Source organism: Roseospira goensis, assembly GCF_014197795.1.
In the GTDB taxonomy this organism is placed as follows: Bacteria; Pseudomonadota; Alphaproteobacteria; order Rhodospirillales; family Rhodospirillaceae; genus Rhodospira; species Rhodospira goensis.
The window spans coordinates 173,549-195,307 of sequence record NZ_JACIGI010000001.1 but is presented as its reverse complement, the minus strand read 5'-3'; the positions used below and the strand labels follow the sequence as shown (position 1 = coordinate 195,307).

Sequence of the window (21,759 nt, the reverse complement as noted above, 5' to 3'; positions counted from 1 at the left end):
ACCCCGGCACCGGACCCGGTCACCCGGTGCGCGGGCGCAGTACGTGATGATGGTCGGCGGCGTACAGGCGGCTGTCGCTGAACCCGTGGTCGGGATCCAGGACCCGCCCCACCAGAATCAGCGCCGTGCGGGTGAAGCCGGCTGCCTTCACCTGGTCGCGGATGGTCTCCAGGGTCCCGGTCAGCACCTGCTCGTCCGGCCAGCTCGCGCGGTACACCACGGCGACGGGACACGCGCCGCCGTACAGCGGCGTCAGGTCGCGCACCACCCGGGCCAGGTTGGCGACCGACAGGTGGATGGCGAGCGTCGCCCCGCTGCGTCCCAGGGTCTCCAGATCCTCGCCCGCCGGCATGGCCGAGCTGCGTGTCGCGGTGCGGGTCAGGATGACGGTCTGCGCGACGTCCGGGAGCGTCAACTCGCGGCCCAGGGTGGCGGCGGCGGCGGCGAAGGCCGGCACCCCGGGCACGATGGCCCAGGGAATCGCCAGCGCGTCCAGGCGGCGAATCTGCTCACCGATGGCGCCGTACAGGCTGGGGTCGCCCGAGTGCACCCGGGCCACGTCGTGCCCGGCGGCGTGGGCGTCCGCGATCTCGGCCACGATGGCGTCGAGGTCAAGCGGCGCGGTGTCGACGACGCGGGCATCCGGCCGCGCCTCCGCCAACACCGCGCGCGGCACCAGCGACCCGGCGTACAGCACCACCGGGCAGCGCCGGATCAGGTCCAGGCCGCGCACGGTGATGAGGTCGGGCGCGCCGGGGCCGGCGCCGATGAAATGCACGGTCATGGGTCGGCCTCCGTCGGGTCCCCGGCGACCAGGGGCGCGGCGCCCGGGTGATCGGCGCCCGGGTGATCAGCGCCCGGGTGATCAGCGCCCGAGCGATCGGCGCCCGGGTGGTCGGCCGCCGGCACCGTCTTGCGGGCGTAGCCGCGCGGGGTATAGGTCCAGTCGCGGTAGCGCCGGGTCTCGCTGGAGCCCACCAGCACCAGGGTCAGCATGTCCACCATGTCCGGCGACAGCGCCCCCAGGGTCACGGCCGTCACCGACTCCCCGCCCCGGCCCAGGTTGCGGGCCAGCACCACCGGCGTCTCGGGCGGGCGATGGCGCAGCAGGATCTCGCGCGCCCGGGGCAACTGGTCGCGGCGCCGGTGCGAGACCGGGTTGTACAGCGCGACCACGAAATCGCCCTCGGCGGCGGCGGTCAGGCGGCGTTCGATCACCGGCCACGGGGTCAGCAGATCGGACAGCGAGATGGCGCAGAAGTCGTGCCCGAGCGGGGCGCCGGCGCGGGCGGCCGCGGCCTGCATGGCGGACACGCCCGGACACACCACGATCTCAACCCGGCCCCAGTCGTCGCGATCGTGGCGCGCCATGGTCTCGAACACCAGCGTTGCCAAGGCGTAGATCCCGGCATCCCCGGAGCACACCAGGGCCACGCGGCGCCCGCGCGCGGCCAGATCGAGCGCCACTGTGACCCGATCGGTTTCCGCCCCCAGGTCGGAGACATGGCGCGCCTTGCCGAGCTGGGCCTCGCCCAGCAGGTCCAGATAGAGCCGGTAGCCCACCAGGTCGGTGGCGTCGGTGATCGCGGCGGTGACCTCGGGGGTGCGCCAGGCCGGGGTGCCGGGTCCGATACCCACGATCGACAGCCGGCCACGCGGCCGCCCGACCAACTCGGGATTGAGGCCGGCCGGACAGCGGGCCACGGCGCAGGTGGCGTGCAGGCTCTTGTGCTTGGGCGCCACCAGCGCACCGCCCGGTCCGGCGGCGGCCAGGGCGGCACCCTCGGCCACCCCGTGGCAGCCGACCTCGTTGAACACCGTCTCGGAGGGATGGGCCAGGCGCGGCGTCTCGGCCTCCAGCGTGGCGGCGTCGAAGAACCGCGCCGGCACGCCCAGGGCCTCGGCCAGCGCCAGCACCGCCGGCTCGTCGGCCTTGACGTCGATGGACACCACGCAGGCCACCGACGCCGGCGACAGGTCGTGATGGGCCAGGATCTCGCGCGCCAGGTTCTCCAGCTCGCCGGCGGCGCAGCCGCGGGCGCACCCGACGCCGAGCGCCAGGGTCGGCGGACGCAGCACCAGCGTGGCCGGGCCGCTCGCCGCGCGGGTGCTCTCGGTCACCCGGACCATCGGCGCGCCGTCGTCGGCGCCGTCCGGGTCAGCTCCCTCGGGGTGAACGGGAGACCCGGCCGCGGCGTCAACCCGCGCAAAGGCGGCCGATTCGCTGGTCAGCCACCGCAACAGGGTGTCGTCCACCGTGCTCTCCAGGTCGACCGGGCCGCCGTCCACCAGCGCGGCCATCACCGCCCGGGCCGCCTCGGGGTTCTCGACGTGCCAACCCTGCGGCGGGGCATCCAGCGGCACGCCGCCGCCCGCGATGTCGCCAGCGGTGGTCAGGCTGGCGCGGATGCCGAGCACCGCGGCGATACGCTGGGCCATGGCGTTGGCGCCCAGATGACCGCCCAGCAGCGGCACCACCGCGGAGCCATCGGCCGCGAGCGCAACCACCGGGGGCTCGGCGCGCTTGTCGGCCACGAAGGGCGCCAGGGCGCGAATGATGATGCCGCTGGCGCACAGCGCCACGATCGGCCGGTGACCGCGGAACAGCGACCGCAGGTGCCCGATGGTGCCGGTGAAGGTGGCGTCGGCGCCCGCGACCCGTCCCATCAGGCCATGGATCTCGGCCCCCGGCAGGGCCGGCGCGACCCGGCGGGCCGTCGCCAGGCCGGTCCGGTTCAACACCACGAACACCGGAGTCGTCTTGCCCGCCATCAAACCTCCAGGGCGCGCCAGCCGGGGGCGCGCATCGTCCGGCCCGCCAGCATCACGCGCGCCGCGCCAGGACCACGGTAAAATACGGGACCCCGTCCGCCAGGGCCAGGGCTTCGCGCAATGGGCGGATCGCCTCATCCGCATGCCCGACGCGGGTGATGCAAACGGCGTGCCGCGCCAGGCCGGCGCCGTCCAGCACCCGGCCGACCTTGGCCAGGTGGCGCCCCACCTTCATGATGACCGCCGCGTCGGCCTGCGACAACAGGGCCGCCATGCGGTCCTCGTCGGCGGTCGCCGGCAGCACGGCCAGGCCCTCCGCGCCATGCACGATCGGGCGCGGCACCGCCGCCGCACAGGCCATGACCGAGGACACCCCGGGGGTCACGTCGACGGCGTAGCGTGGCCCGAGCCGCTCCAGCAGATAGATGAACGAGCCGTGGAACAGCGGATCACCCTGGCAGATCACGGCAACGTCGCGGCCGTCGTCCAGGTGCGCGGCGAGGACCGTCGCGGCCCGGTCGTAGGCCGGATCGTCGGGCGTCTGCGCCGGACTGAACATCAGCGGCAGCGGCACCAACACCTGGTCCTCGCGCAGGAACCGGTCGACGATCGCCAGCGCCATGCTGTCGCCCCGGGTCGTCGCCGGATAGGCGATGACCGGCGCGTCGTCCAGGATACGCAGGGCGCGCAGCGTGAGCAGCTCCGGGTCGCCGGGACCGACGCCGACGCCGTGCAGCGTGCCGGGCGGGACCGCGCTCATGCCCCGTCCCCCGTCGCGCCGTCAAGGCCCAGGGCCAGGGCGTTGACCGCCGCCGCCGCCATGGCCGAGCCGCCCCGGCGGCCGTGCAGCGTGACGTAGGGCACCCCCAGCGCCGGCGCCAGGTCGGCGAGCGCGCGCTTGCTCTCCACCGCCCCCACGAAGCCGACCGGGAAGCCCAGGATCAAGGCCGGCCGCGGGGCCCCGTCGGCCAGCACCTCCAGCAGCCGGAACAGCGCCGTGGGCGCATTGCCGATGGCGACGACCGCCCCGCCCAGCAGCGGCACCCACAGGTCCACCGCCGCGGCCGAGCGGGTGGTGCCCAGGGCGTCGGCCAGGTCCGGCACGCGGTGGTCGTCGAGCCGGCAGAGGACCGACGTCCGACGCAGCCGGCGGGAGACGATGCCGCGCGCCACCATGGTCGTGTCGACGAGCACCGGCGCCCCGGCCGCGAGGGCCGCGGTGCCGGCACCGGCGGCCTCCGGACTGCCGTCCAGGTCGGCGGCGACGTCCACCATGCCGCAGGCGTGGATGACCCGGGTCGCCAGCGGATGCAGGTCCGCCGCCAGACCCGAGAGGTCGGCCTCCGCGGTGATGGTCGCGAACGACCGCCGATAGATGGCATCGGGGTCGCGCTCATAGGGCGGCAGTTCGCCCGCAGGGCTCATGATCGTGCTCCGCTTGCGGGGGCCGGAAGGTCGGTCCGGCCCAGCATCCACGCTTCCTCCGCCTCGATGCGGTGACGGTCGTCATCGGCACACGCGGCCGGCCCCGCGAACCAGGACGCAAGACGGCCGTCGGCGTCGGCCTCGGCCAGGGCCGCGGCCACCGCCTGAGCCTGCGCGCGATCCGGCACCGGATCGGCACGGTCGACACGCGCCGCGAACAGCCGCGGATAGACCTCGGCCAGCACCACCCGGGGCCGCGCGCCGGCGTCCTCCGCAGCCCACACGGGCGGGTGCAGGCCGGTCTCGAACGGCCACACCCGGACGTCGGCGTCCGGGGCCAGGCGCCGGCGCAGCCGCTCCAGCCAGGCCAGGCCGACGAGGGTCTGCCCGCCCACCGCACCGGCGTAGGCCAGTTTCCAAACCGCCTGCGGCCGCAGCCCGCCCGGGCCGGGCCGGTCCGTCAGGCGTAGCGCCGGCAGCCCCTCCGGGGTATCGAAGCCGGCCGGCCGGCGCGGTCCGAGAGTCGCCGAGCCCCACCCCGGCGGACAGCCCCAGAACGGGAAGGCCCGCCCACTGACCGTGCGGTTCAGGTCCGCCGCCAGGGCGAAGCGGGTGTTGGCGTTGTGCGGCGCATCGCCCAGGTGGTCGACCAGATGGCCCCACAGGTCACGCCAGGTCGCCGCACCGCCCAGCAGCCGCCCCAGAAAGCCCGTCGGGAAGCCGAAGGCGAAGTCCAGGCCGACCAGCACCCGCCGCCGCCCCGCCGCCGTCTGCACCAGGTCGACCAGCCGGTCGGCCGCGTCGTGGCGGGTGGGGGGATTCACGGTGTGCACGGCCCCGGCGCGGTCGCGCGCGGCGATCCACAGGCTGTTGCGGCCCGTGACCGGAGACGAGGCCGCCGAGAAATCCACCCCGATGTAGGTGTCGAACACGGGCGTGACAGACTCCGCCGCGCGCCCCCGCCGACCGGGGGGCCGAGCGGGGGCGGGAAGGCATCAGTGATCGTGGGACGAGCCGTGGCCGTGGCCGTGGCCGTGGCCGTGGTGGTGATGGTGGTGGTGGTGATGATCGTGGCCGTGATCGCCGTCGGTCCCGGCGCCGCGCACATGGTGGTGGTGCCCGGCCTGCACCGCGCCGACCGCGTCCTCGAACCCGATCACCTGTTCGCGGTACTTGCAGAGCTGGCAGTTCATCGCGGTCTCGCCGGCCAGGATGTCGTGGACCCGGTCGACGAAGCTGTCGATCACCAGCGGATGGTCGTTGAGGTAGGGCGCCTTGAGGAATTCGATCTCGGGATGGGCGGCGGCGGCCTCGTCGACCCAGTCGTAGATGCGGCGCACCAGGATGCCCGTGAACAGGAAGTACGGAAACACGATGATGCGCTTGTAGCCCAGCTTCGCCGCATGGCGCAGGCCGGCGTCGACCAGGGGCGCGGTGACCCCGGAGTAGGACACCTCGGCCCAGCCGAAGCCCATGCCCTCCCACAGCATGCGGGCGACCTTGCTGATATTGCCGTTGGCGTCGGAGTCGTTGGTGCCGCGCCCGACCACCATCAGAAGGGTCTGCGCGCGGTCCACCGGGGCCGGGGCGGCGGCCTCGGCCTCCTCGATACGCGCGCGGGCCGCCTTCAGCAGTTTGGGGTCGATGCCCAGTTCGCGCCCGAACTCGACGGTCAGGGCCGGATTCTCGGCGGCGAAGCTGTTGACCTCCCACGGCAGGTCGTTCTTGACGTGACCGGCCGCGAACAACATGCCCGGCACCGCCAGGATGCGGGTGGCGCCGCCGGCCACGAGCTTGTCCAGACCCTCGCGGATGATGGGCCGGGCGAACTCCAGGAACCCGCTCTCGACCGCGTATTGGGGCAGGCGTTCGCGCAGGTGCACGGCCAGGCGGTTGAACTCCTCGACGGCGGCGACGTCCCGGCTGCCGTGACCGCAAATCATGACGGCGACGCGCTCGGCGTCGGCGCCGGCCACGGGCGCGGATGCGGAGTGTGTGGAGTCTGGGGAGTGGGTGGAGTCTGGGGTCATGTCGCTTGGTCCTTGCCTTCGAGCGGAGGGGCCGCCTGGTCTCTGCCTCCGGGCGGGCGCGTGCGCCGGCGGACTATAGGCGCCCGGAGTCGCCGGCGAAAGGGCGGATGGGGAACCGTGGGACCGAATCCGGCACGGAAAAGGAGCGGAGCGCTCCAGAGGCTCGGGGAAGCGGACGGCGGCCGGAACGGCGGTCCTTTACGGCTGCCAAGGGGCGCGGCTGGTGTGACGAATGTGAAGGACCTGCACGGTGGTTCCGTCGACCGTGAAGAAGACCCGCCAGCGCCCCGTTCGGCCCATGACGACGTGCCGAACCTCGGCATCCAGTCGGTGCGCCTCCGGTGCGATCGGGTGCGCCCGCGGAAACGTGCCCAGGGCAACGACGACGCGCTGCAGATCCGAGAGCCAGTCGTCCGCGTGATGCGGCGCCTCTACGGCCAGAAAGGCCAGCGCGTTTCGAATGTCCCGCACCGCCCGGGCCGTCAGAACGGCGTCGTAGCCTGGCACTAGCGGATTGCGGTCAGGGTCCTGAACACCGTGTCGGCCGGCATAACCTCTCCCGCCGCCGCCTGAGCGAGCCCTTCTCTGAGGGCGGCCATCGTCTCCGCCTCCTCCAGCCGCACCCGCAGGGCTTGCCACGCTTCAGGGGCCATGGCGACCAGAGCCGGTTCTCCCTGATGCGTCAGCAGCGCGGGGCGCCCGCTCTCCTTCAGGCGCTCGACAAACGTCGCGGGGTCCGTTGTCAGGACATCAAGAGTCTCCGTCGCCAGGTCCGGTCTCATGTCGCCTCCCCTTGGTGCGCGCCTCAGACGGTTGCGGCCGCCGCTGCCTGTTCCGGCCCGCTGAACCCCCGGTCGTGGGTCAGGGCCGGGATGCGCCGGCGCGCCTCGGCCACGCTGGCCGGGTCGATGGTGACGTGCAGGATCTCGAAATCGGCCTCGCCGGCATCGGCGAGCACGGTGCCCCACGGGTCGACGACCAGGCTGTGGCCGTAGGTGCGGCGGTCGTGCGGATGGGCGCCGCATTGCGCCGGGGCCAGCACGTAGCAGCCGGTCTCGATGGCGCGGGCGCGCAGCAACACATGCCAATGCGCCTGGCCGGTCGGCACGGTGAACGCGGCCGGGACCGCGAGCACCTCGGCCCCCGCCTGCGCCAGCGCCCGGTGCAGAGAGGGGAAGCGCACGTCGTAGCACACCGTCATCCCCAGCCGCGCCCAGGGCAGGTCCGCGACCACCGCGCGCGCCCCCGGGTGGAAGGTCTCCGACTCGCGGTAGCTCTCCTCGGCGCTCAGGTCCACGTCGAACATGTGGATCTTGTCATAGTGGGCGGCGATGGAGCCGTCGGGGGCGATCAGGTAGGCCCGGTTGGCCGCCCGGCCGTCGTCCAGCAGGATCGCAAGGGTGCCGGCGTTGATCCAGGCGCCGGTTTCGCGCGCCACGTCCCGGAACGCCGCCAGCGCCGGGTGGTCCTCCGCGCGGCGGGCCTGGGCCAGGACGTTCTCCCGGCCCAGTTCCATCATGGCGACGTTCTCGGGCAGCATGACGATCTCGGCGCCGCCGGCGCGGGCACGCCGCACCGCATCCAGGGCCCGCCAGATGTTGTAGTCCATGTCGTTGCCGGCGTTGACCTGAACGACGGCGGCGCGGAACGGGCGCGGGTCCGTGACCGCCATGTCAGGACGCCTCGGCGCGCAGCAGCGGGTCCAGGCCGCCCTTGCCGTCCAGGGCGTACAGCTCGTCGCAGCCGCCGATGTGCTGCCCGTTGATAAAGATCTGCGGCACGGTGCGGGCGCCCCCGGCGCGGTCCACCATCTCCGCCCGGGTGCCCGGATTGAGCATAACGTTGCGCTCCCTATACTGGACGCCCTTACGTTGCAGCAACTGCTTGGCGCGGTGACAGAACGGGCAGATCGGGGTGGTGTACAACTCCACCGTGGCCATGACGGGCATGCTCCTGTGGTCGCGGGTCGATCCCCCCGATGTTGGCCGGTACCGCGCCCGGGTCAAGCGCGGGATGCCCCCCGGACGCCTGCCCGCGTCTATGACGTTCGGAGGAGCGTCTTCTGTCACACTGCGCGCAGACGGATTAATCCGGACGTGCTATGCTGCCACAACAATGATGGTGGCGTTCGCGGGAAGTGTCGGCGTCACGGGGGTCTGTGCCTCAAGAGGAGAGCCGGGGACCCGGTCTTGTTCCGGCCCCGAGCCGAGGCACCGACACCCCGAACGACACCGGTCCAGGACACCCAGAGGTCTTCCAAGCGGTACAGTCTCTCCTTGCCAGCCCCTGTTTCCTTCCCGACAGGCGGGCGCTCCCTGCGGGCGCCGCGCGGTCGGGTCATTGGCGGCCCGCACGCGCGGCGGCCCTCGGTCCCCCACGAGGTGACAATGCAAGTGGACCTGCGTGAGCTGATCTACGTCCTCTCCGGTGTGCTCGACTTCGTCGGCGTCACCGACGTCCACCACGGCAAGCGCGTGGCCCACATGGCGGTCGCCACCGGGCGCGCCCTGGGCGTGACCGGCGAGCGTCAGGCCACCCTGTTCGAGGCTGCCCTGCTGCACGACATCGGGGTGTCGACCACACGCGAGCATGATCGCCTGATCGCCGAGCCTGGATACCCGGACATGCGCCGCCACTGCCGGCGCGGCGAGGCCATACTGTCGCGCTTCGGCCCGCTGGCCCACCTCGCCCCGATCGTCGCCCAACACCACACGCCGTGGTTCCAGCTCCGCACCATCAACGACACCGTGACCGACGACATGCGCCAGGCGGCCAGCGTCATTCATCTGGTCGACCGCGTGGACGCCCAGCTTGCCGGGCACGGCGCCGCCGATCCCCTGGCGCTACGCCGCCATGTCCTCGACCGGCTCGCGCAGACCGATGCGCGGCTCTTCGCCCCGGACGTGGTCGCGGCGTTCCGGACGGCCGCCGCGAGCGACGCCCTGTGGTTCGGACTCGACCCGGACGCGCTGCCGGTCGCACTGGCCCCCCTGGCGCGCGGTGGCCAGTACCACACCCTGAGCGCCGCGGAACTGATCGACGTGGCCACCCTGTTCGCCGGCATCGTGGATGCCAAGAGCCCGTTCACGGCCGAACACTCGGCGGGCGTCGCCCGCCTCAGCGTATGCCTCGGCCAGTGGGTCGGCCTCGACCCCGAGCAGATCACGTTGCTGGAGGTGGCCGCCCTGCTGCACGATATCGGCAAGCTGCGGGTGCCGGACCACATCCTCGACAAGCCCGGACCACTGACCCGGGCCGAGCGCGCGGTCATGAACCGCCACGCCTACTACACCCACCACATCCTGGCCCAGATCACGGGGTTCGAGTCGGTGGCGCTGTGGGCCGCCTGCCACCACGAGGCCCTCGACGGCTCCGGCTATCCGTTCCGCAAGGACGCCACCACGCTGCCGCTCGAAGCCCGCATCATCGCGGTCGCCGATGTCTTCCAGGCCCTGGCCCAGACGCGCCCCTACCGGCCGGCCCTGGGCCTGCCCCAGATCATGGAGATCCTGGAGCAGATGGCGGCCCGCCGCATCCTGGACGGCGACCTGGTGGCCCTGGTGGCCGCGAACCGGGTCGAGTGCTGGCACCGGGCCGTGGAGGCCGCGGCGGTCGCCGCCTGACCGACGCTCTCAGGTCGCGAGCGCCAGCAGCGCGTCCAGGTCCAGGTTGGCCTCGATGTGCGCGGCCAGATCGTCCAGCGCATCCTCGACACGCTGTTCGTAGTTCAGGCGCGCGGCCTCCCCGCCCATACGCCCGATCCAGTGCGCCCGGAAGGCATCGCCGCCGAACAGGCCGTGCACGTAGGCGCCCATGACGCACCCGTCGGCCGAGACCGCGCCCTCGGCCCGCGCCGGGCCGTCGGGGGTCTCGGAGAGGCGCAGCCAGGGGCGCGCCAGAGCGGCCCCGGTGGTGCGGCCCATGTGCATCTCGTAGCCATGGATGGGGCAACCGCTCTCGGCATCGTGCATCGCCAGGTCGATCAGGCGCTTGTCGCCGCCGATCTCGGTTTCGATGTCCAGCAGGCCGAGCCCCGGGGTCTCGCCCGGCGGCCCCTCGATGCCCTGGGGGTCGCGCACCACCCGCCCCAGCATCTGGTAGCCGGCGCACAGACCCACCACCCGACCGCCCTGGCGCACATGAGCCAGGATGTCGACGTCCCAGCCCTCGCGCCGCAGCACCTCCAGATCCGAGCGCGTCGCCTTGGAGCCGGGCAGGATCACAACGTCGGTGTCCTTGGGGATCGGCGCGCCCGGCTGCACCCAGGAAACCGACACCCCCGGCTCGGCGGCCAGCGGGTCGATGTCGTCGAAGTTGGCGATGCGCGACAGCCGCGGGACGGCGATGCGCAGATCGCCGGCGCCGGGCTCGGCCGGGCGTTCCAGCGCCAGCGAGTCCTCGGCCGGCAGCCGGCTGCCGCCCTCGAACCAGCGCACCACACCCAGGAACGGCCAGCCGGTGCGCGCCGTGATGGTGGCGCAGGCGGGCTCGAAGATGGAGAAGTCGCCGCGGAACTTGTTGATGAGATAGCCCCGGACGCGCGCGTTGTCCTCCGGGCGCAGCAGCGTATGGGTGCCGACCAGCGCCCCCATGGTGCCGCCGCGGTCGATGTCGGACAGGAACACCACCGGCAGCTCGGCCTTTTCCGCCAGACGCATGTTGGTGATGTCGGACTCGCGCAGGTAGACCTCGGCACCCGAGCCGGCGCCCTCGACGATCACCAGGTCGGCGTCGGCGCGCAATCGCTCCAGGCTGCCCAGGACCGACGGCATCAGGGCGTGGCGCATCTTGTGATAGACCTTGGCCGGGCAGTTGCCCAGCACCCGGCCGCGCAGCACCACCTGGGCGCCGATCTCGGTCTGCGGCTTGAGCAGCACCGGGTTCATGTCGATCGACGGCGGCACCTTGCAGGCGCGCGCCTGCAACGCCTGGGCGCGCCCGATCTCGCCGTGGGGAAAGGTGCCGTCCGGGTTGGGCGGGGCGTCGCTGTCCACCGCCACGGCGGCGTTGTTGCTCATGTTCTGCGCCTTGAAGGGGCGCACCGCAAGGCCGCGGCGCTGGTAGGCGCGACACAGCCCGGCCACCAGCAGGCTCTTGCCCACGTCCGAACTGGTGCCCTGGATCATCAGCGCCTTCGCCCGTGTCTTCGCTCCGGGCGGCGGCTGCGGCACCGGCAGATCGGCGGGGATCTCGGGGACCTTTGGCAGGGGTTTGGAGGGCTGGGGTTTAGAGGGCTGGGGCTTGGCGGCGGGGGCGGGCGTGTCCTGGGTCATGATGTCCGGCGCATGGGAGGGTTCGAGCGGCGGACCATGCCGCATCGGCCCCGCCGGATCAACGCCGCGCGGCACAGGGATATCGCCCGCGCGGACGCCGCCCGCGCCCGCCGCCGCACGGCCCGGGACCGCCCCCTCAGGCCGTGACGCTGGCGTCGAGGGCGTAGCCGGCGGCGCGCACGGTGCGGATCAGGTCGGTCTCGCCCTCGCCGTTGAGCGCCTTGCGCAAGCGCCGGATATGCACGTCCACGGTGCGCGGCTCGACGTAGATGTCGGGCCCCCAGACCGCGTTGAGCAGCGCCTCGCGCGAGAACACGCTGCCCGGGTTCTGCATCAGGAAGCGCAGCAACCGGAACTCGGTCGGCCCCAGATGGACGTGGCGGCCGGCGCGGGTGACGCGGTGCGCCCCCAGATCCATGACCACGGTGTCGTACTCCAGCACCCCCTTGGGCTGGATCGGCTGGACCCGGCGCAGGTGCGCCTTGACCCGCGCCAGCAGCTCAGGGACGGAGAACGGCTTGGTGATGTAGTCGTCCGCGCCGGTGTTGAGGCCGCGCACCTTGTCGGCCTCCTCGCCGCGCGCCGTCAGCATGATGATCGGCACCTCGCGCGCGCCCGGCTTGCGCCGCAACTGGCGGCACACCTCGATGCCCGACAGCGCCGGCAGCATCCAGTCCAGCAGCACCAGGTCCGGGCTGGACTCCGCGAACACCGTCAGCGCCTCTTCGCCGTCCATGGCCTCGCAGACGCGGTAGCCCTCCTTCTCAAGGTTGTAGCGCAGCACCGTCACGAGGGCGGCCTCGTCCTCGACGATCATGACCAGCGGCTTCATGGTCTCCATGGTCTCCACGTTCGCTCACACCCCGACGTCCTGGGACGGCTCGGCCGCCCCGGCCGCCGCCACGGCGCCCTTGGGTCGCGCGTCCTTCAGCGGGCGGCCCTGCACCAGGTAGTAGACGATCTCGGCGATATTGGTCGCGTGATCCCCGATGCGCTCGATGTTCTTGGCGATGAACATCAGGTGCGTGCAGGCGGTGATGTTGCGCGGATCCTCCATCATGTAGGTGACCAACTCGCGGAACAGGCTGGTGTGCAGCTCGTCGATCTCCTCGTCGCGCCGCCAGACCGCGATGGCCCGCTCCACGTCGCGCTCGACGTAGGCGTCGAGGACGTCCTTGACGATCTCCTGGGCCAGCCCGGCCATGCGCGGCATCGCCGCCACGGTGCGCACCGGCGGCGCCTGGTTGACCACCATGGTGCGCTTGGCGACGTTGGCGCCGTAGTCGCCGATGCGCTCCAGGTCGCCGGCGATCTTGAGCGCGGCGACGATGTGACGCAGATCCTCGGCCACCGGCTGGCGCAGGGCGAGCAGGCGCACCGCCAGCTCCTGGATGTCCTGCTCCAGGGCGTCCACCTTGGCGTCGCCGGCGATCACGGTCGCGGCCAGCGCGCTGTCGCGCCGCGACAGCGCCTGCATGGCGGCGGCAAGCTGGCTTTCCACCAGCCCGCCGGTCCGCACCACCAGGTCGGCGAGGCGCTGAAGCTCCGCGTCGAAGGCGCGGACGGTATGATCTCCACTGGACGCGACCACCGCCGTCGTCCTCCTGTCGGGTTGTCCGGGATCGGCCTCGGCGGCCGGTGCGGCGTCAGCCGAAGCGGCCGGTGATATAGCCCTGGGTCAGCCGGTGTTCCGGATTGGTGAAGATGGTCTCGGTATCGCCCATCTCGACCAGATGGCCCAGATGGAAGAAGGCGGTGCGCTGCGACACGCGGGCGGCCTGCTGCATCGAGTGGGTGACGATCACGATGGTGTAATTCTCGCGCAGTTCGTCGATCAGCTCCTCGATCTTGGCCGTCGCGATCGGGTCCAGCGCCGAGCACGGCTCGTCCATCAGGATCACCTCGGGGCTGACCGCGATGGCGCGCGCGATGCACAGGCGCTGCTGCTGACCGCCCGACAGGCCGGTGCCCGGAGTTTCCAGGCGGTCCTTGACCTCGTTCAGGAGACCCGCGCGGTCCAGACTGGTGTGGACGATCTCGTCCAGTTCGTCCTTGTGCGCCACCAGGCCGTGGATGCGCGGCCCGTAGGCGACGTTCTCGTAGATCGACTTGGGGAACGGGTTCGGCTTCTGGAACACCATGCCGACGCGGGCGCGCAGTTGCACGACGTCGACGCGGCGGTCGTAGATGTCGTCGCCGTCCAGGCGGATGTCGCCGGTGACGCGGCAGATGTCGATGATGTCGTTCATGCGGTTGAGCGCGCGCAGGAACGTCGACTTGCCGCAGCCGGAGGGACCGATGAAGGCCGTGACCTCGTTGGGCGCGATGTCCAGGCTGACGTCCTTGATCGCCTGCTTCTCGCCGTAGAACACATCGACGTGGCGCGACGCCACCTTGACCGGGCCGTCCACCGTGGGCTTGCCCGCGGTGGTGTCGGGGCGGGCGTGGTCCTGAGCGTGGTCGTGGGCGCTCTCGGTGTGCTGCTCGTCGCTCATGGCTCTTACCACCGTCTCTCGAAGCGTTTGCGCAGCAGCACCGCCGCCGCGTTCATGAAGATGAGGAAGCCCAGCAGGCACATGATGGCCGCCGAGGTGCGCTCGGTGAAGCCGCGCTCCGGGCTGTCCGACCACAGGAAGATTTGCACCGGCAGCACGGTGGCCGAGTCCAGCGGTGAACCCGGGATGTCGACCACGAAGGCCACCATGCCGATCATCAGCAGCGGCGCGGTTTCGCCCAGGGCCTGGGCCATGCCGATGATGGTGCCGGTGAGCATGCCGGGCATGGCCAGCGGCAGCACATGGTGGGTGATGGTCTGCAACTTGGAGGCGCCCACCCCCAGCGCCGCCTCGCGGATCGACGGCGGCACCGACTTCAGGGCCGCCCGGCTGGCGATGATGATGGTGGGCAGGGTCATCAGGGTCAGCACCAGGCCGCCGACCACCGGCGCCGAGCGCGGCAGCCCGAAGAATTGCAGGAACACCGCGAGACCGAGCAGGCCGAACACGATCGACGGCACGGCCGCGAGGTTGTTGATGTTGACCTCGATGATGTCGGTCCAGCGATTCTTGGGCGCGAACTCCTCCAGGTAGACCGCCGCGGCGACCCCGATCGGGAACGACAGCGCCAGCGTGACCACCAGGGTGAAGAACGACCCCACGGCCGCCCCCCAGATGCCGGCCAGTTCGGGCTGGCGGCTGTCCCCGTTGGTGAAGAACCAGCGATTGAAGCTGCCTTCGATCTCGCCCTGCCTGACGAGCTGCTGGAGATAGTCGGCCTGCGTCTCGCTGATCAGGCGCTCGTCCGGCGGCAGCGACCACGGGACCGACGTGCTGGCCTCCCGGATCACGCCCAGGTCGACCGCCGGATCGACATTGCCCTTCAGGACCTGGTCGAACTCGGAGGCCAGCGGCACGCGCACGCTGATCCGCTGGCCGACCAGGGAGGGATCGGCCAGCACCATGTCGCGCACCACGAAGTTCGCCCCGCTGCTGACCAGGTCGCGCACCGCGCGGCGGTCCTGGCGGCTGGTCGCCTCGGGGAACAGCGAGTAGAGCGCATCGTTGATCGTGGTCTGATAGTTCGCGCGCCGCAGCACCGCGGGGTCGCGCGTGCCGTCGGGGTCGATGTCCTGCGGGAACAGGGTCACGTCCAGCCGCACCGTGTGCTGCACGAAGGCCGACGTGCCGGTGCTGATGATGGTGGCGAACAGGGTCACCAGCATGCCCAGGGCCAGCAGGATGGCGACGATGCCGTAGGCCTGGAAGCGCCGTTCGGCGGCGTAGCGCCGCTTCAGCGAGGCCCGCATCTTCTCGGTGGCGGTCGCGGGGGAGCCGGACGGTGGGGTCATGGTCTCTCTCGTTTCGTTGGGGCCGCGCGGGGACAGGGTCCGGCGGCGGACCCTACTCGTACTGCTCGCGGTACTTGCGCACCACGTGCAGCGCCACGATGTTGAGCAACAGCGTCATCACGAACAGCACCAGGCCAAGGGCGAAAGCGGCGAGCGTCTTCGAGCTGTCGAACTCCTGGTCGCCCACCAGCAGGGTGACGATCTGGACCGTCACGGTGGTCACCGCCTCCAGCGGGTTGGCGGTCAGGTTGGCGCCCAGGCCGGCGGCCATCACCACGATCATGGTCTCGCCGATGGCGCGGCTGACCGCCAGCAGCACGCCGCCGACGATGCCGGGCAGCGCCGCCGGCAGGATGACGCGGCGCACGGTCTCGGACTTGGTGGCGCCGAGGCCGTACGAGCCCTCGCGCATCGACTGCGGCACGGCGGTGATGACGTCGTCGCTGAGCGAGCTGACGAAGGGAATGATCATGATCCCCATCACCACGCCGGCGGCCAGCGCGCTCTCCGAAGAGACGTCGAGCCCCACCGCGTCGCCCAGATCGCGGAAGAAGGGCGCCACCGTCAGCGCCGCGAAGAAGCCGTAGACCACCGTCGGGATGCCGGCCAGGATCTCCAGCAGCGGCTTGACCACGGCGCGCACCTTGCTGTGCGCGTACTCGGCCATGTAGATCGCCGACAGCAGGCCAATGGGCACGGCCACGCACATGGCGATGAACGAGATCAGCATCGTGCCGGCGAACAGTGGCACCGCGCCGAAGGCCCCCGTCGAGCCGACCTGATCCTCACGGATCGCGGTCTGCGGGCTCCAGTGCAGGCCGAACAGGAACTCGGTGACCGGGATGCGGGAGAAGAACCGCAGGGCCTCGAACAGCAGCGACAGCACGATGCCCACGGTGGTCAGGATCGCCACCGTCGAGCACAGGATCATGAACCACTTGACCGCCGCCTCGACCCGGTTGCGGGCGCGCATCTCCGGCGCGACGCGCGACCAGGCGAAGCCGGCGCCGGCCCCGGCCACGCCGACGGCGGCGGCGAACATGATCAGGTAGCTGGTGGTGCGGTAGCGGGCGTAGTAGTCCGCCACCTCCTGGATGAATGCCGAATGCCCCGTGGTGGCGGTGCCGACGGCCGTGTTCCGGATCTCGGTCTGCATGAGCGCGTACTGGTCGGCGCCCAGCTCATCGAGCCGGAGGGTGGTGGCATCCTGGGGAATGCCCAGCAGCAGGGCCAACTTGGACTGCCGGATGCTCTCCATGTTGCCGGGCTCCGAGACATGCGCCTGGAAGTAGTCCAGCGCGGCGTTCATCGCCAGGACAGGCTCCAGCGGCACCCAGATCGCCAGCAGAACCAGCGCGGGCACCGCCGCCCAGAGCGCGACGAAATGGCCGTGGTAGCCGGGCAGCGAGTGCAGGCGGGCGGGCACGCCGGCGCTCTGGACGACGGCGCGCCGGCGTCCGAACGCGAAACCGACGGCCGCCAGCACCAGAATGGCGGCGATGACCAGCAAGGTGTCCATGGATGAGTCCCCGTTTTCCGCCCCTCCGTCGCCGCGCCGCGTGCCCCCGCGACGGGCTGACCGGCCGGGGGCGGCCCCGGTTTGCAGATGGATGGCGCGGGCGGCGGACGGCATGACCGCCGCCCCGGTCCGCCCCGGCGCGATGCGGCGACGGCGTGTTTGCGGCGGCGCGGTGACGCCTCCGTGCTCCCCGTGCGACGGCTTTCCGGCTCGGTCTCCCGGCGCCTGCTCCGGCGCGACCGAGTCGGAAAGCCCTCGCGACGCCGGGCCGCGATCATCCCGATCGGGAGGACCGCGGCCCGACGCGTTGAACCCTTACATGTTGACGTTGTCAACCTGGTTCAGGGCGGCATCGCGATACTGGGCGCGCTCGGCGTCGTCCATCGGGATCAGGCCCTTGTCGGACAGATAGCCTTCGGGACCCCAGGCCGCGTCAGAGGTGTACTCCTCCAGGAACTCCTCCATACCGGGGATCACGCCCATGTGCGCCACCTTGACGTAGACGAACAGCGGACGGGACACCGGGTAGGCGCCGGAGGCGATGTTCTCGAAGGTCGGGGCCTCGCCGTCGATCATGGCGCCCTGAATCTTGTCCAGGTTCTGGTCCAGGAACGAGTAGCCGAAGATACCGACGGCATCGGCGTTGGCTTCCAGCTTCTGGACGATCAGGTTGTCGTTCTCGCCGGCCTCGACGAAGCCGCCGTCCTCACGCAGGGTGAAGGCCCGGGCATCGAACGCGTCCCCGTCCAGGCTCGCGCACGCCTCGAAGGACTCGCAGCCCGGCTCCATCACCAGTTCCAGGAAGGCGTCGCGGGTGCCGGAGGTCGGCGGCGGGCCCAGCACCTCGATGTCGGCGTCCGGCAGGGACGGGTCGATGTCCGACCATTTCGTGTTGGGGTTGGCGACCCACTCGCCGTCGACCGGAACGTCCTTGGCGAGCGCCAGGAAGACCTGCTCCTTGGTCAGATCCAGCACCGGAGCGGCCTTGGAGTTGGCCATCACGATGCCGTCGTAGCCCACCTTCATCTCGGTGATCTTGTCGACGCCGTTGCTGGCGCAGGTCTCGATCTCGGACGCCTTGATGGCGCGCGAGGCGTTGGTGAAGTCCGGGTGCTCGACGCCCAGGCCGGCGCAGAACAGCTTCAGGCCGCCGCCGGAGCCGGTCGATTCGACGACCGGGGTCGGATAACCGGTCTTCTTGCCAAAGGTCTCGGCGGCCACCGTGGTGAACGGATAGACGGTCGAGGAGCCGACGATGCGGATCTGGTCGCGCGCCTCAGCGACACCGGCGAAGCCGACGGTCGCCACGGCGGCCAGCAGAATGCTCTTCTTGATCACGAGGACCTCCAAATCTGAGTGGGAGCGTCTCTCCGGGGTGCCCGCCCCCGGAGCGGCCTCGGCCCGGGAGCAGCCCGCGACCGAACGAACATGCGGTCCGGGCACCGCTCCGGCACCCGGATGGGCGGCACCGTACTCACGGACGACGACGCCTGTGTGACAGGGCCGTGAATGTTTGATTACAGCCGATTGCGACAAACCGGACTCGCAGCGCGATTTCGGTTTGCCGCAAAAATCGGCTGAGAATCATATAGGTCGCGCGGAGTCACGCGATCAATCCGAACCACATCGTGGTTCCGATTGATCGCGATCCGCGCGACAGCAGCCGATAACCCCGCCACAGGTCCGCCCCCGCCGCCCGGTCACGCGCCGCCGGCCGGGGCACGCCCCAGGGTGGGCGCCCGGTATCCCGAGACGGTCTCGTGACAGGAGGGGGGGGCACCAGCCCCGGGACGGCCTCAGCCGTCGGCGGTGACGCGCGCGATCAGGTCGGCCATCACCTCGCGCGCCTTGTCGTTGGCGATCTGACAGGTGCCGGCGGCGTGGTGGCCCCCGCCGCCGTACTCCAGCATCAGCTCGCCGACGTTGGTGCGGGCGGACCGGTCGAAGATCGACTTGCCGACGGCGAACACCGTGTTCTGCTGCTTCAGGCCCCACATGACGTGCATGGAGATATTGCACTGGGGATAGAGCGCATAGACCATGAACCGGTTGCCGGCCCAGATGGTCTCCTCGCCGCGCAGGTCCAGCACGACAAGATTGCCGTGCACGCTACCGCAACGCTGAAGCTGGTCCTTGAAGCGGTCCTGGTGCTCCCGGTACAGCGCCACCCGCTCCTGGACGTCGGGCAGCGCCAGCACATCCTCGATGGGATGGTCGAGGCAATAGTCGATCAACTCCATCATGAGGGCGTAGTTGGAAATCCGGAAGGTCCGGAACCGTCCCAACCCGGTGCGCGCATCCATGATGAAGTTGAGCAGCTCCCACCCGGTCGGGTTGAGGACCTCCTCCTTCTCGTACTGCGCGGAGTCCGCCTTGTCGACCGCTTCCATCATCTCGTCGGAGATGCGGGGAAACGCGGCCCGACCGCCGAAGTGCTCGTAAACCACCCGGGCGGCCGAGGGCGCGAGCGGGTCGATGATGTGATTGTCGCGCCGGCCGACGCGAATGGTCTCGGACAGGTGATGATCAAAGGCCAGATGAACGCCGGGCACATAGGGCAGGTTGGTGGTGATGTCCCGCCCTGTGATGTCGATGCGGCCGTCCTGCATATCCTTCGGATGGACGAACATGATCTCGTCGATCATGTCGAGTTCCTTCAGGAGGGCGGCACAGACCAGGCCGTCGAAGTCGCTGCGTGTGACCAGCCGATGCTTGGCATTCGCCATGCCTGGGTCTCCCCGGTGTCATTCGCCGTCCCGTATACTGCACCGGCCGTGCCCTGCGCAAGCAACGGCGGGACGGCGCCGCACACCGTGTCGCGACCGGCACAGGCCCTTGAGTCCCGGTCGATTCCCGGTTGATTCCGGGCACCGGCCGGCCCACACAGGGGATCGGCGCCGTGCCACCGCCGCGAGCGCGGATTGCGCCAATCCGTGATCATGTCGGTGATCACGAAGGGGCGCGCGACGCCCCGCGATCTGTTGAGTCATCAGCCGACCCTCGTCCGACGCCGGATCACGGCATGACGCCGACTTCGGGCGATCGGCTGGAGCGTTCCCAGGGACCCCGCCATGCTGTTTCAGGATCGGCCGACCGCGCGGGACGCGGCCCGCCGCCCCCCGACCCGACGGACGCGACGCACCCGCGCCGCCCTGCTGACCGTCGCCGGCCTGACCCTCCCGCTGCTGGCGGCCTGCGGCGCGCCCTTCGTCGACAGCCGGCGCGAGGCCGGCAGCCGCGAGATGGTGGGGCCGTCCACCCTCGATCGGCCGGTGATCTGCTATGCCCGTGGGGAGACCACGCCCGAGCAGGTTCGCGCCCTGGCTGCCGAGGTCTGCGCCGAGACCGGGCGGGTGCCGCGGTTCGACGGCGAGGACCTGCTGCGCTGTCGCCTGATGCAGCCGTGGCGGGCGCGCTTCACCTGCGTCCCACCGGGATCCGCCGGCCCGGCCTCGCCCCGGCTTGGTCCCCCCGCGGGGTCTGCGGCGGGCCCGGACGCGCCCGGCGCCGTCTACCCGGGCGGCGTGGTGCCGAGACCGCCGCGCCTGTAGGCCAAGCCCGGGCGCTTGCGGCCGGGGCGAGCAGCGTCGCGGCCGTATACTGCAAGAGTTGCAGCGGTCTCGGGGCGACCGCCGGACTGTCGTCCCGATGCGCCTTGCAAGCGAATGCCCGGCGGGTGTCTTGCCCTATTTCTGCCCTCGATTGCCGAATGACCCCGCGTTCGCACGCCGTGGGCTTGCGCCCGCCGCCGACGCCGCACATGTGTGTTGGTTCCGGTGTTGGTCCAGATATGCGGAAGCCTTTGCCAGCGGATCAAAACGTCCCTAGTATGACCAAAGTCGGGGGCGTCGGAACCGCCCCCCCTGCCGACAGGCCGGGTCGCCACCGCAGGCAGGCGCACACGGGCAGGCGCATGAAGGCAGGCGCACGGCGGCTCCCGCGCAACGACCCTGGTACACCCCAACGCAGCCCGAGCCCCGGGCGCGGGGGCGGTGTCACCGGCACCGGTCGGGCGCGGATCAGGCGCGGATCAGGCTGGGGACCGGGCAGACTCGATGTTGCCGGTCCGGTCGGCGGGAGGCCGCGCCGCGGGCGGGATGAGGTAGACCGGGGGACGGGCGCACGGCGCCAAACAGCAGCGCGAGGGTCCGGTGAGACTTCTGATCGCAGATGATCACGAACTGTTCCGCGACGGGCTGCGGCTGGTCCTGACCGAACTCGACCCGGGTCTGGAGATCATCGAGGCCAGCACCTTCGACGAGGCCCTGGCCCGCGCCGCGGAGCCGCCGGGCGTGGATCTCGTCCTTCTGGATCTGGTCATGCCGGGGATGTCCTGGCACGAGGGATTGACCGCGCTCAAGCGTCGCATCGGCGAGACGCCCCTGGTGGTGCTCACGGCGGCCGAGGACCGCCGCCTGGTCACCGACGCGGTCCGGCTCGGCGCCTCCGGGTTCATCCCCAAGACCTCGAGCGGCAAGGTGATGATCGGCGCCCTGCGCCTGGTGCTGTCGGGCGGGGTCTATCTGCCGCCGGCCCTGCTGGAGGACCGCGAGGTCAGCCACCTGCGCGAGGCCCTGCCCCTCGGCAGCGACAGCGCGGCGGCGATGGCCGATCCGGACCGGGCGCCCGTGCAGACCCCGGCCAGCGGCCTGCTGACGCCGCGCCAGCGGGAGGTCCTGGCGCTGCTCGGCCAGGGCAAGTCCAACAAGGAGATCGCGCGCGCCCTCGACCTGTCCGAAGGCACCGTCAAGCTGCACGTGACCGCGATTCTCAAGGCCCTCAAGGTGCACAACCGGACCGGCGCGGTGGTCGCCGCCGCCCGCCTGGGATTCGCCACCAGTCCGGAGGCCGCGGCGGCCGGGGGCGGCCGGGCCTCGTGACTCCCGCGACGAC

At 71.3% G+C, this 21,759-nt stretch carries 21 protein-coding genes; 3 read left to right on the top strand and 18 right to left on the bottom strand.

From position 1 onward, the window contains the following. Positions 1–19: 19 nt before the first annotated feature. The 10 genes from cobM to grxC form a co-directional block, all read right to left on the bottom strand. On the bottom strand, positions 20–784 hold the full coding sequence (cobM, locus tag GGD88_RS00875) for a precorrin-4 C(11)-methyltransferase (protein ID WP_184430937.1): 765 nt from the start codon (positions 782–784) through the stop codon (positions 20–22). Continuing rightward, the gene (gene cobJ, locus GGD88_RS00870) at positions 781–2,772 is read right to left on the bottom strand and encodes a precorrin-3B C(17)-methyltransferase (protein ID WP_184430936.1); all 1,992 of its coding nucleotides are present in this window, start codon (positions 2,770–2,772) and stop codon (positions 781–783) included. Before cobJ ends, cobM begins: the two co-directional genes overlap by 4 nt. A 52-nt stretch (positions 2,773–2,824) precedes the next feature. Continuing rightward, positions 2,825–3,532, bottom strand: coding sequence for a precorrin-2 C(20)-methyltransferase (gene cobI / locus GGD88_RS00865; protein WP_184430935.1), 708 nt, complete (start codon positions 3,530–3,532; stop codon positions 2,825–2,827). Further along, entirely contained in the window at positions 3,529–4,197 is a 669-nt protein-coding gene (locus tag GGD88_RS00860; RefSeq protein ID WP_184430934.1) for a precorrin-8X methylmutase, read from the bottom strand. The genes cobI and GGD88_RS00860 overlap by 4 nt, the downstream gene beginning before the upstream one ends. Further along, on the bottom strand, positions 4,194–5,129 hold the full coding sequence (locus tag GGD88_RS00855) for a cobalamin biosynthesis protein CbiG (protein WP_184430933.1): 936 nt from the start codon (positions 5,127–5,129) through the stop codon (positions 4,194–4,196). The genes GGD88_RS00860 and GGD88_RS00855 overlap by 4 nt, the downstream gene beginning before the upstream one ends. 63 nt (positions 5,130–5,192) lie before the next feature. Next, positions 5,193–6,227, bottom strand: a complete 1,035-nt coding sequence (locus tag GGD88_RS00850) for a sirohydrochlorin chelatase (protein WP_343056168.1) — start codon at positions 6,225–6,227, stop codon at positions 5,193–5,195. Positions 6,228–6,425: 198 nt separating this feature from the next. Next, positions 6,426–6,734 carry a type II toxin-antitoxin system RelE/ParE family toxin gene (locus GGD88_RS00845; RefSeq protein ID WP_184430932.1) on the bottom strand — a complete coding sequence of 103 codons (309 nt, stop codon included), beginning with the start codon at positions 6,732–6,734 and terminating at the stop codon, positions 6,426–6,428. Further along, positions 6,734–7,009, bottom strand: coding sequence for a type II toxin-antitoxin system Phd/YefM family antitoxin (locus GGD88_RS00840; RefSeq protein WP_184430931.1), 276 nt, complete (start codon positions 7,007–7,009; stop codon positions 6,734–6,736). Before GGD88_RS00840 ends, GGD88_RS00845 begins: the two co-directional genes overlap by 1 nt. A 23-nt stretch (positions 7,010–7,032) precedes the next feature. Then, positions 7,033–7,899, bottom strand: a complete 867-nt coding sequence (locus tag GGD88_RS00835; protein WP_184430930.1) for a carbon-nitrogen hydrolase family protein — start codon at positions 7,897–7,899, stop codon at positions 7,033–7,035. Position 7,900: 1 nt separating this feature from the next. Next, positions 7,901–8,167: a glutaredoxin 3 gene (grxC, locus tag GGD88_RS00830; protein ID WP_184430929.1), complete on the bottom strand. Its 267-nt coding sequence runs from the start codon at positions 8,165–8,167 to the stop codon at positions 7,901–7,903. 453 nt (positions 8,168–8,620) lie between these two features. On the opposite strand from grxC, the gene GGD88_RS00825 reads away from it, so the two are divergent. Continuing rightward, positions 8,621–9,850, top strand: coding sequence for an HD domain-containing phosphohydrolase (locus GGD88_RS00825; protein ID WP_184430928.1), 1,230 nt, complete (start codon positions 8,621–8,623; stop codon positions 9,848–9,850). A gap of 9 nt (positions 9,851–9,859) precedes the next feature. Here the strand turns inward: GGD88_RS00825 and GGD88_RS00820 are convergent, their stop codons facing one another. The 8 genes from GGD88_RS00820 to GGD88_RS00785 all read right to left on the bottom strand — a co-directional run bounded on the left by GGD88_RS00820 (position 9,860) and on the right by GGD88_RS00785 (position 19,592). Then, complete coding sequence (locus GGD88_RS00820; protein WP_246423483.1) at positions 9,860–11,353, bottom strand: cobyric acid synthase; 1,494 nt, start codon at positions 11,351–11,353, stop codon at positions 9,860–9,862. 283 nt (positions 11,354–11,636) lie between these two features. After that, positions 11,637–12,332, bottom strand: a complete 696-nt coding sequence (phoB, locus tag GGD88_RS00815) for a phosphate regulon transcriptional regulator PhoB (RefSeq protein ID WP_184430985.1) — start codon at positions 12,330–12,332, stop codon at positions 11,637–11,639. A 24-nt stretch (positions 12,333–12,356) separates the two neighbouring features. Continuing rightward, positions 12,357–13,091, bottom strand: coding sequence for a phosphate signaling complex protein PhoU (phoU, locus tag GGD88_RS00810; protein WP_184430926.1), 735 nt, complete (start codon positions 13,089–13,091; stop codon positions 12,357–12,359). A 55-nt stretch (positions 13,092–13,146) separates the two neighbouring features. Next, positions 13,147–13,995, bottom strand: a complete 849-nt coding sequence (pstB, locus tag GGD88_RS00805; RefSeq protein ID WP_184430925.1) for a phosphate ABC transporter ATP-binding protein PstB — start codon at positions 13,993–13,995, stop codon at positions 13,147–13,149. Positions 13,996–14,000: 5 nt separating this feature from the next. After that, entirely contained in the window at positions 14,001–15,347 is a 1,347-nt protein-coding gene (gene pstA, locus GGD88_RS00800; protein WP_184430924.1) for a phosphate ABC transporter permease PstA, read from the bottom strand. Between the two features lie 52 nt (positions 15,348–15,399). After that, a complete protein-coding gene (gene pstC, locus GGD88_RS00795; protein ID WP_184430923.1) occupies positions 15,400–16,866 on the bottom strand; it encodes a phosphate ABC transporter permease subunit PstC in 1,467 nt (488 codons plus the stop codon). A gap of 315 nt (positions 16,867–17,181) precedes the next feature. Continuing rightward, entirely contained in the window at positions 17,182–18,204 is a 1,023-nt protein-coding gene (locus tag GGD88_RS00790; protein WP_184430922.1) for a substrate-binding domain-containing protein, read from the bottom strand. A 458-nt stretch (positions 18,205–18,662) separates the two neighbouring features. Beyond that, a complete protein-coding gene (locus GGD88_RS00785) occupies positions 18,663–19,592 on the bottom strand; it encodes an exopolyphosphatase (protein ID WP_184430921.1) in 930 nt (309 codons plus the stop codon). Positions 19,593–19,937: 345 nt separating this feature from the next. Between GGD88_RS00785 and GGD88_RS00780 the strand changes: the two genes are divergently transcribed. Next, positions 19,938–20,417 carry a hypothetical protein gene (locus GGD88_RS00780; protein WP_184430920.1) on the top strand — a complete coding sequence of 160 codons (480 nt, stop codon included), beginning with the start codon at positions 19,938–19,940 and terminating at the stop codon, positions 20,415–20,417. A 600-nt stretch (positions 20,418–21,017) separates the two neighbouring features. Further along, entirely contained in the window at positions 21,018–21,746 is a 729-nt protein-coding gene (locus GGD88_RS00775) for a LuxR C-terminal-related transcriptional regulator (protein ID WP_184430919.1), read from the top strand. The last annotated feature ends 13 nt before the right edge of the window (positions 21,747–21,759 follow it).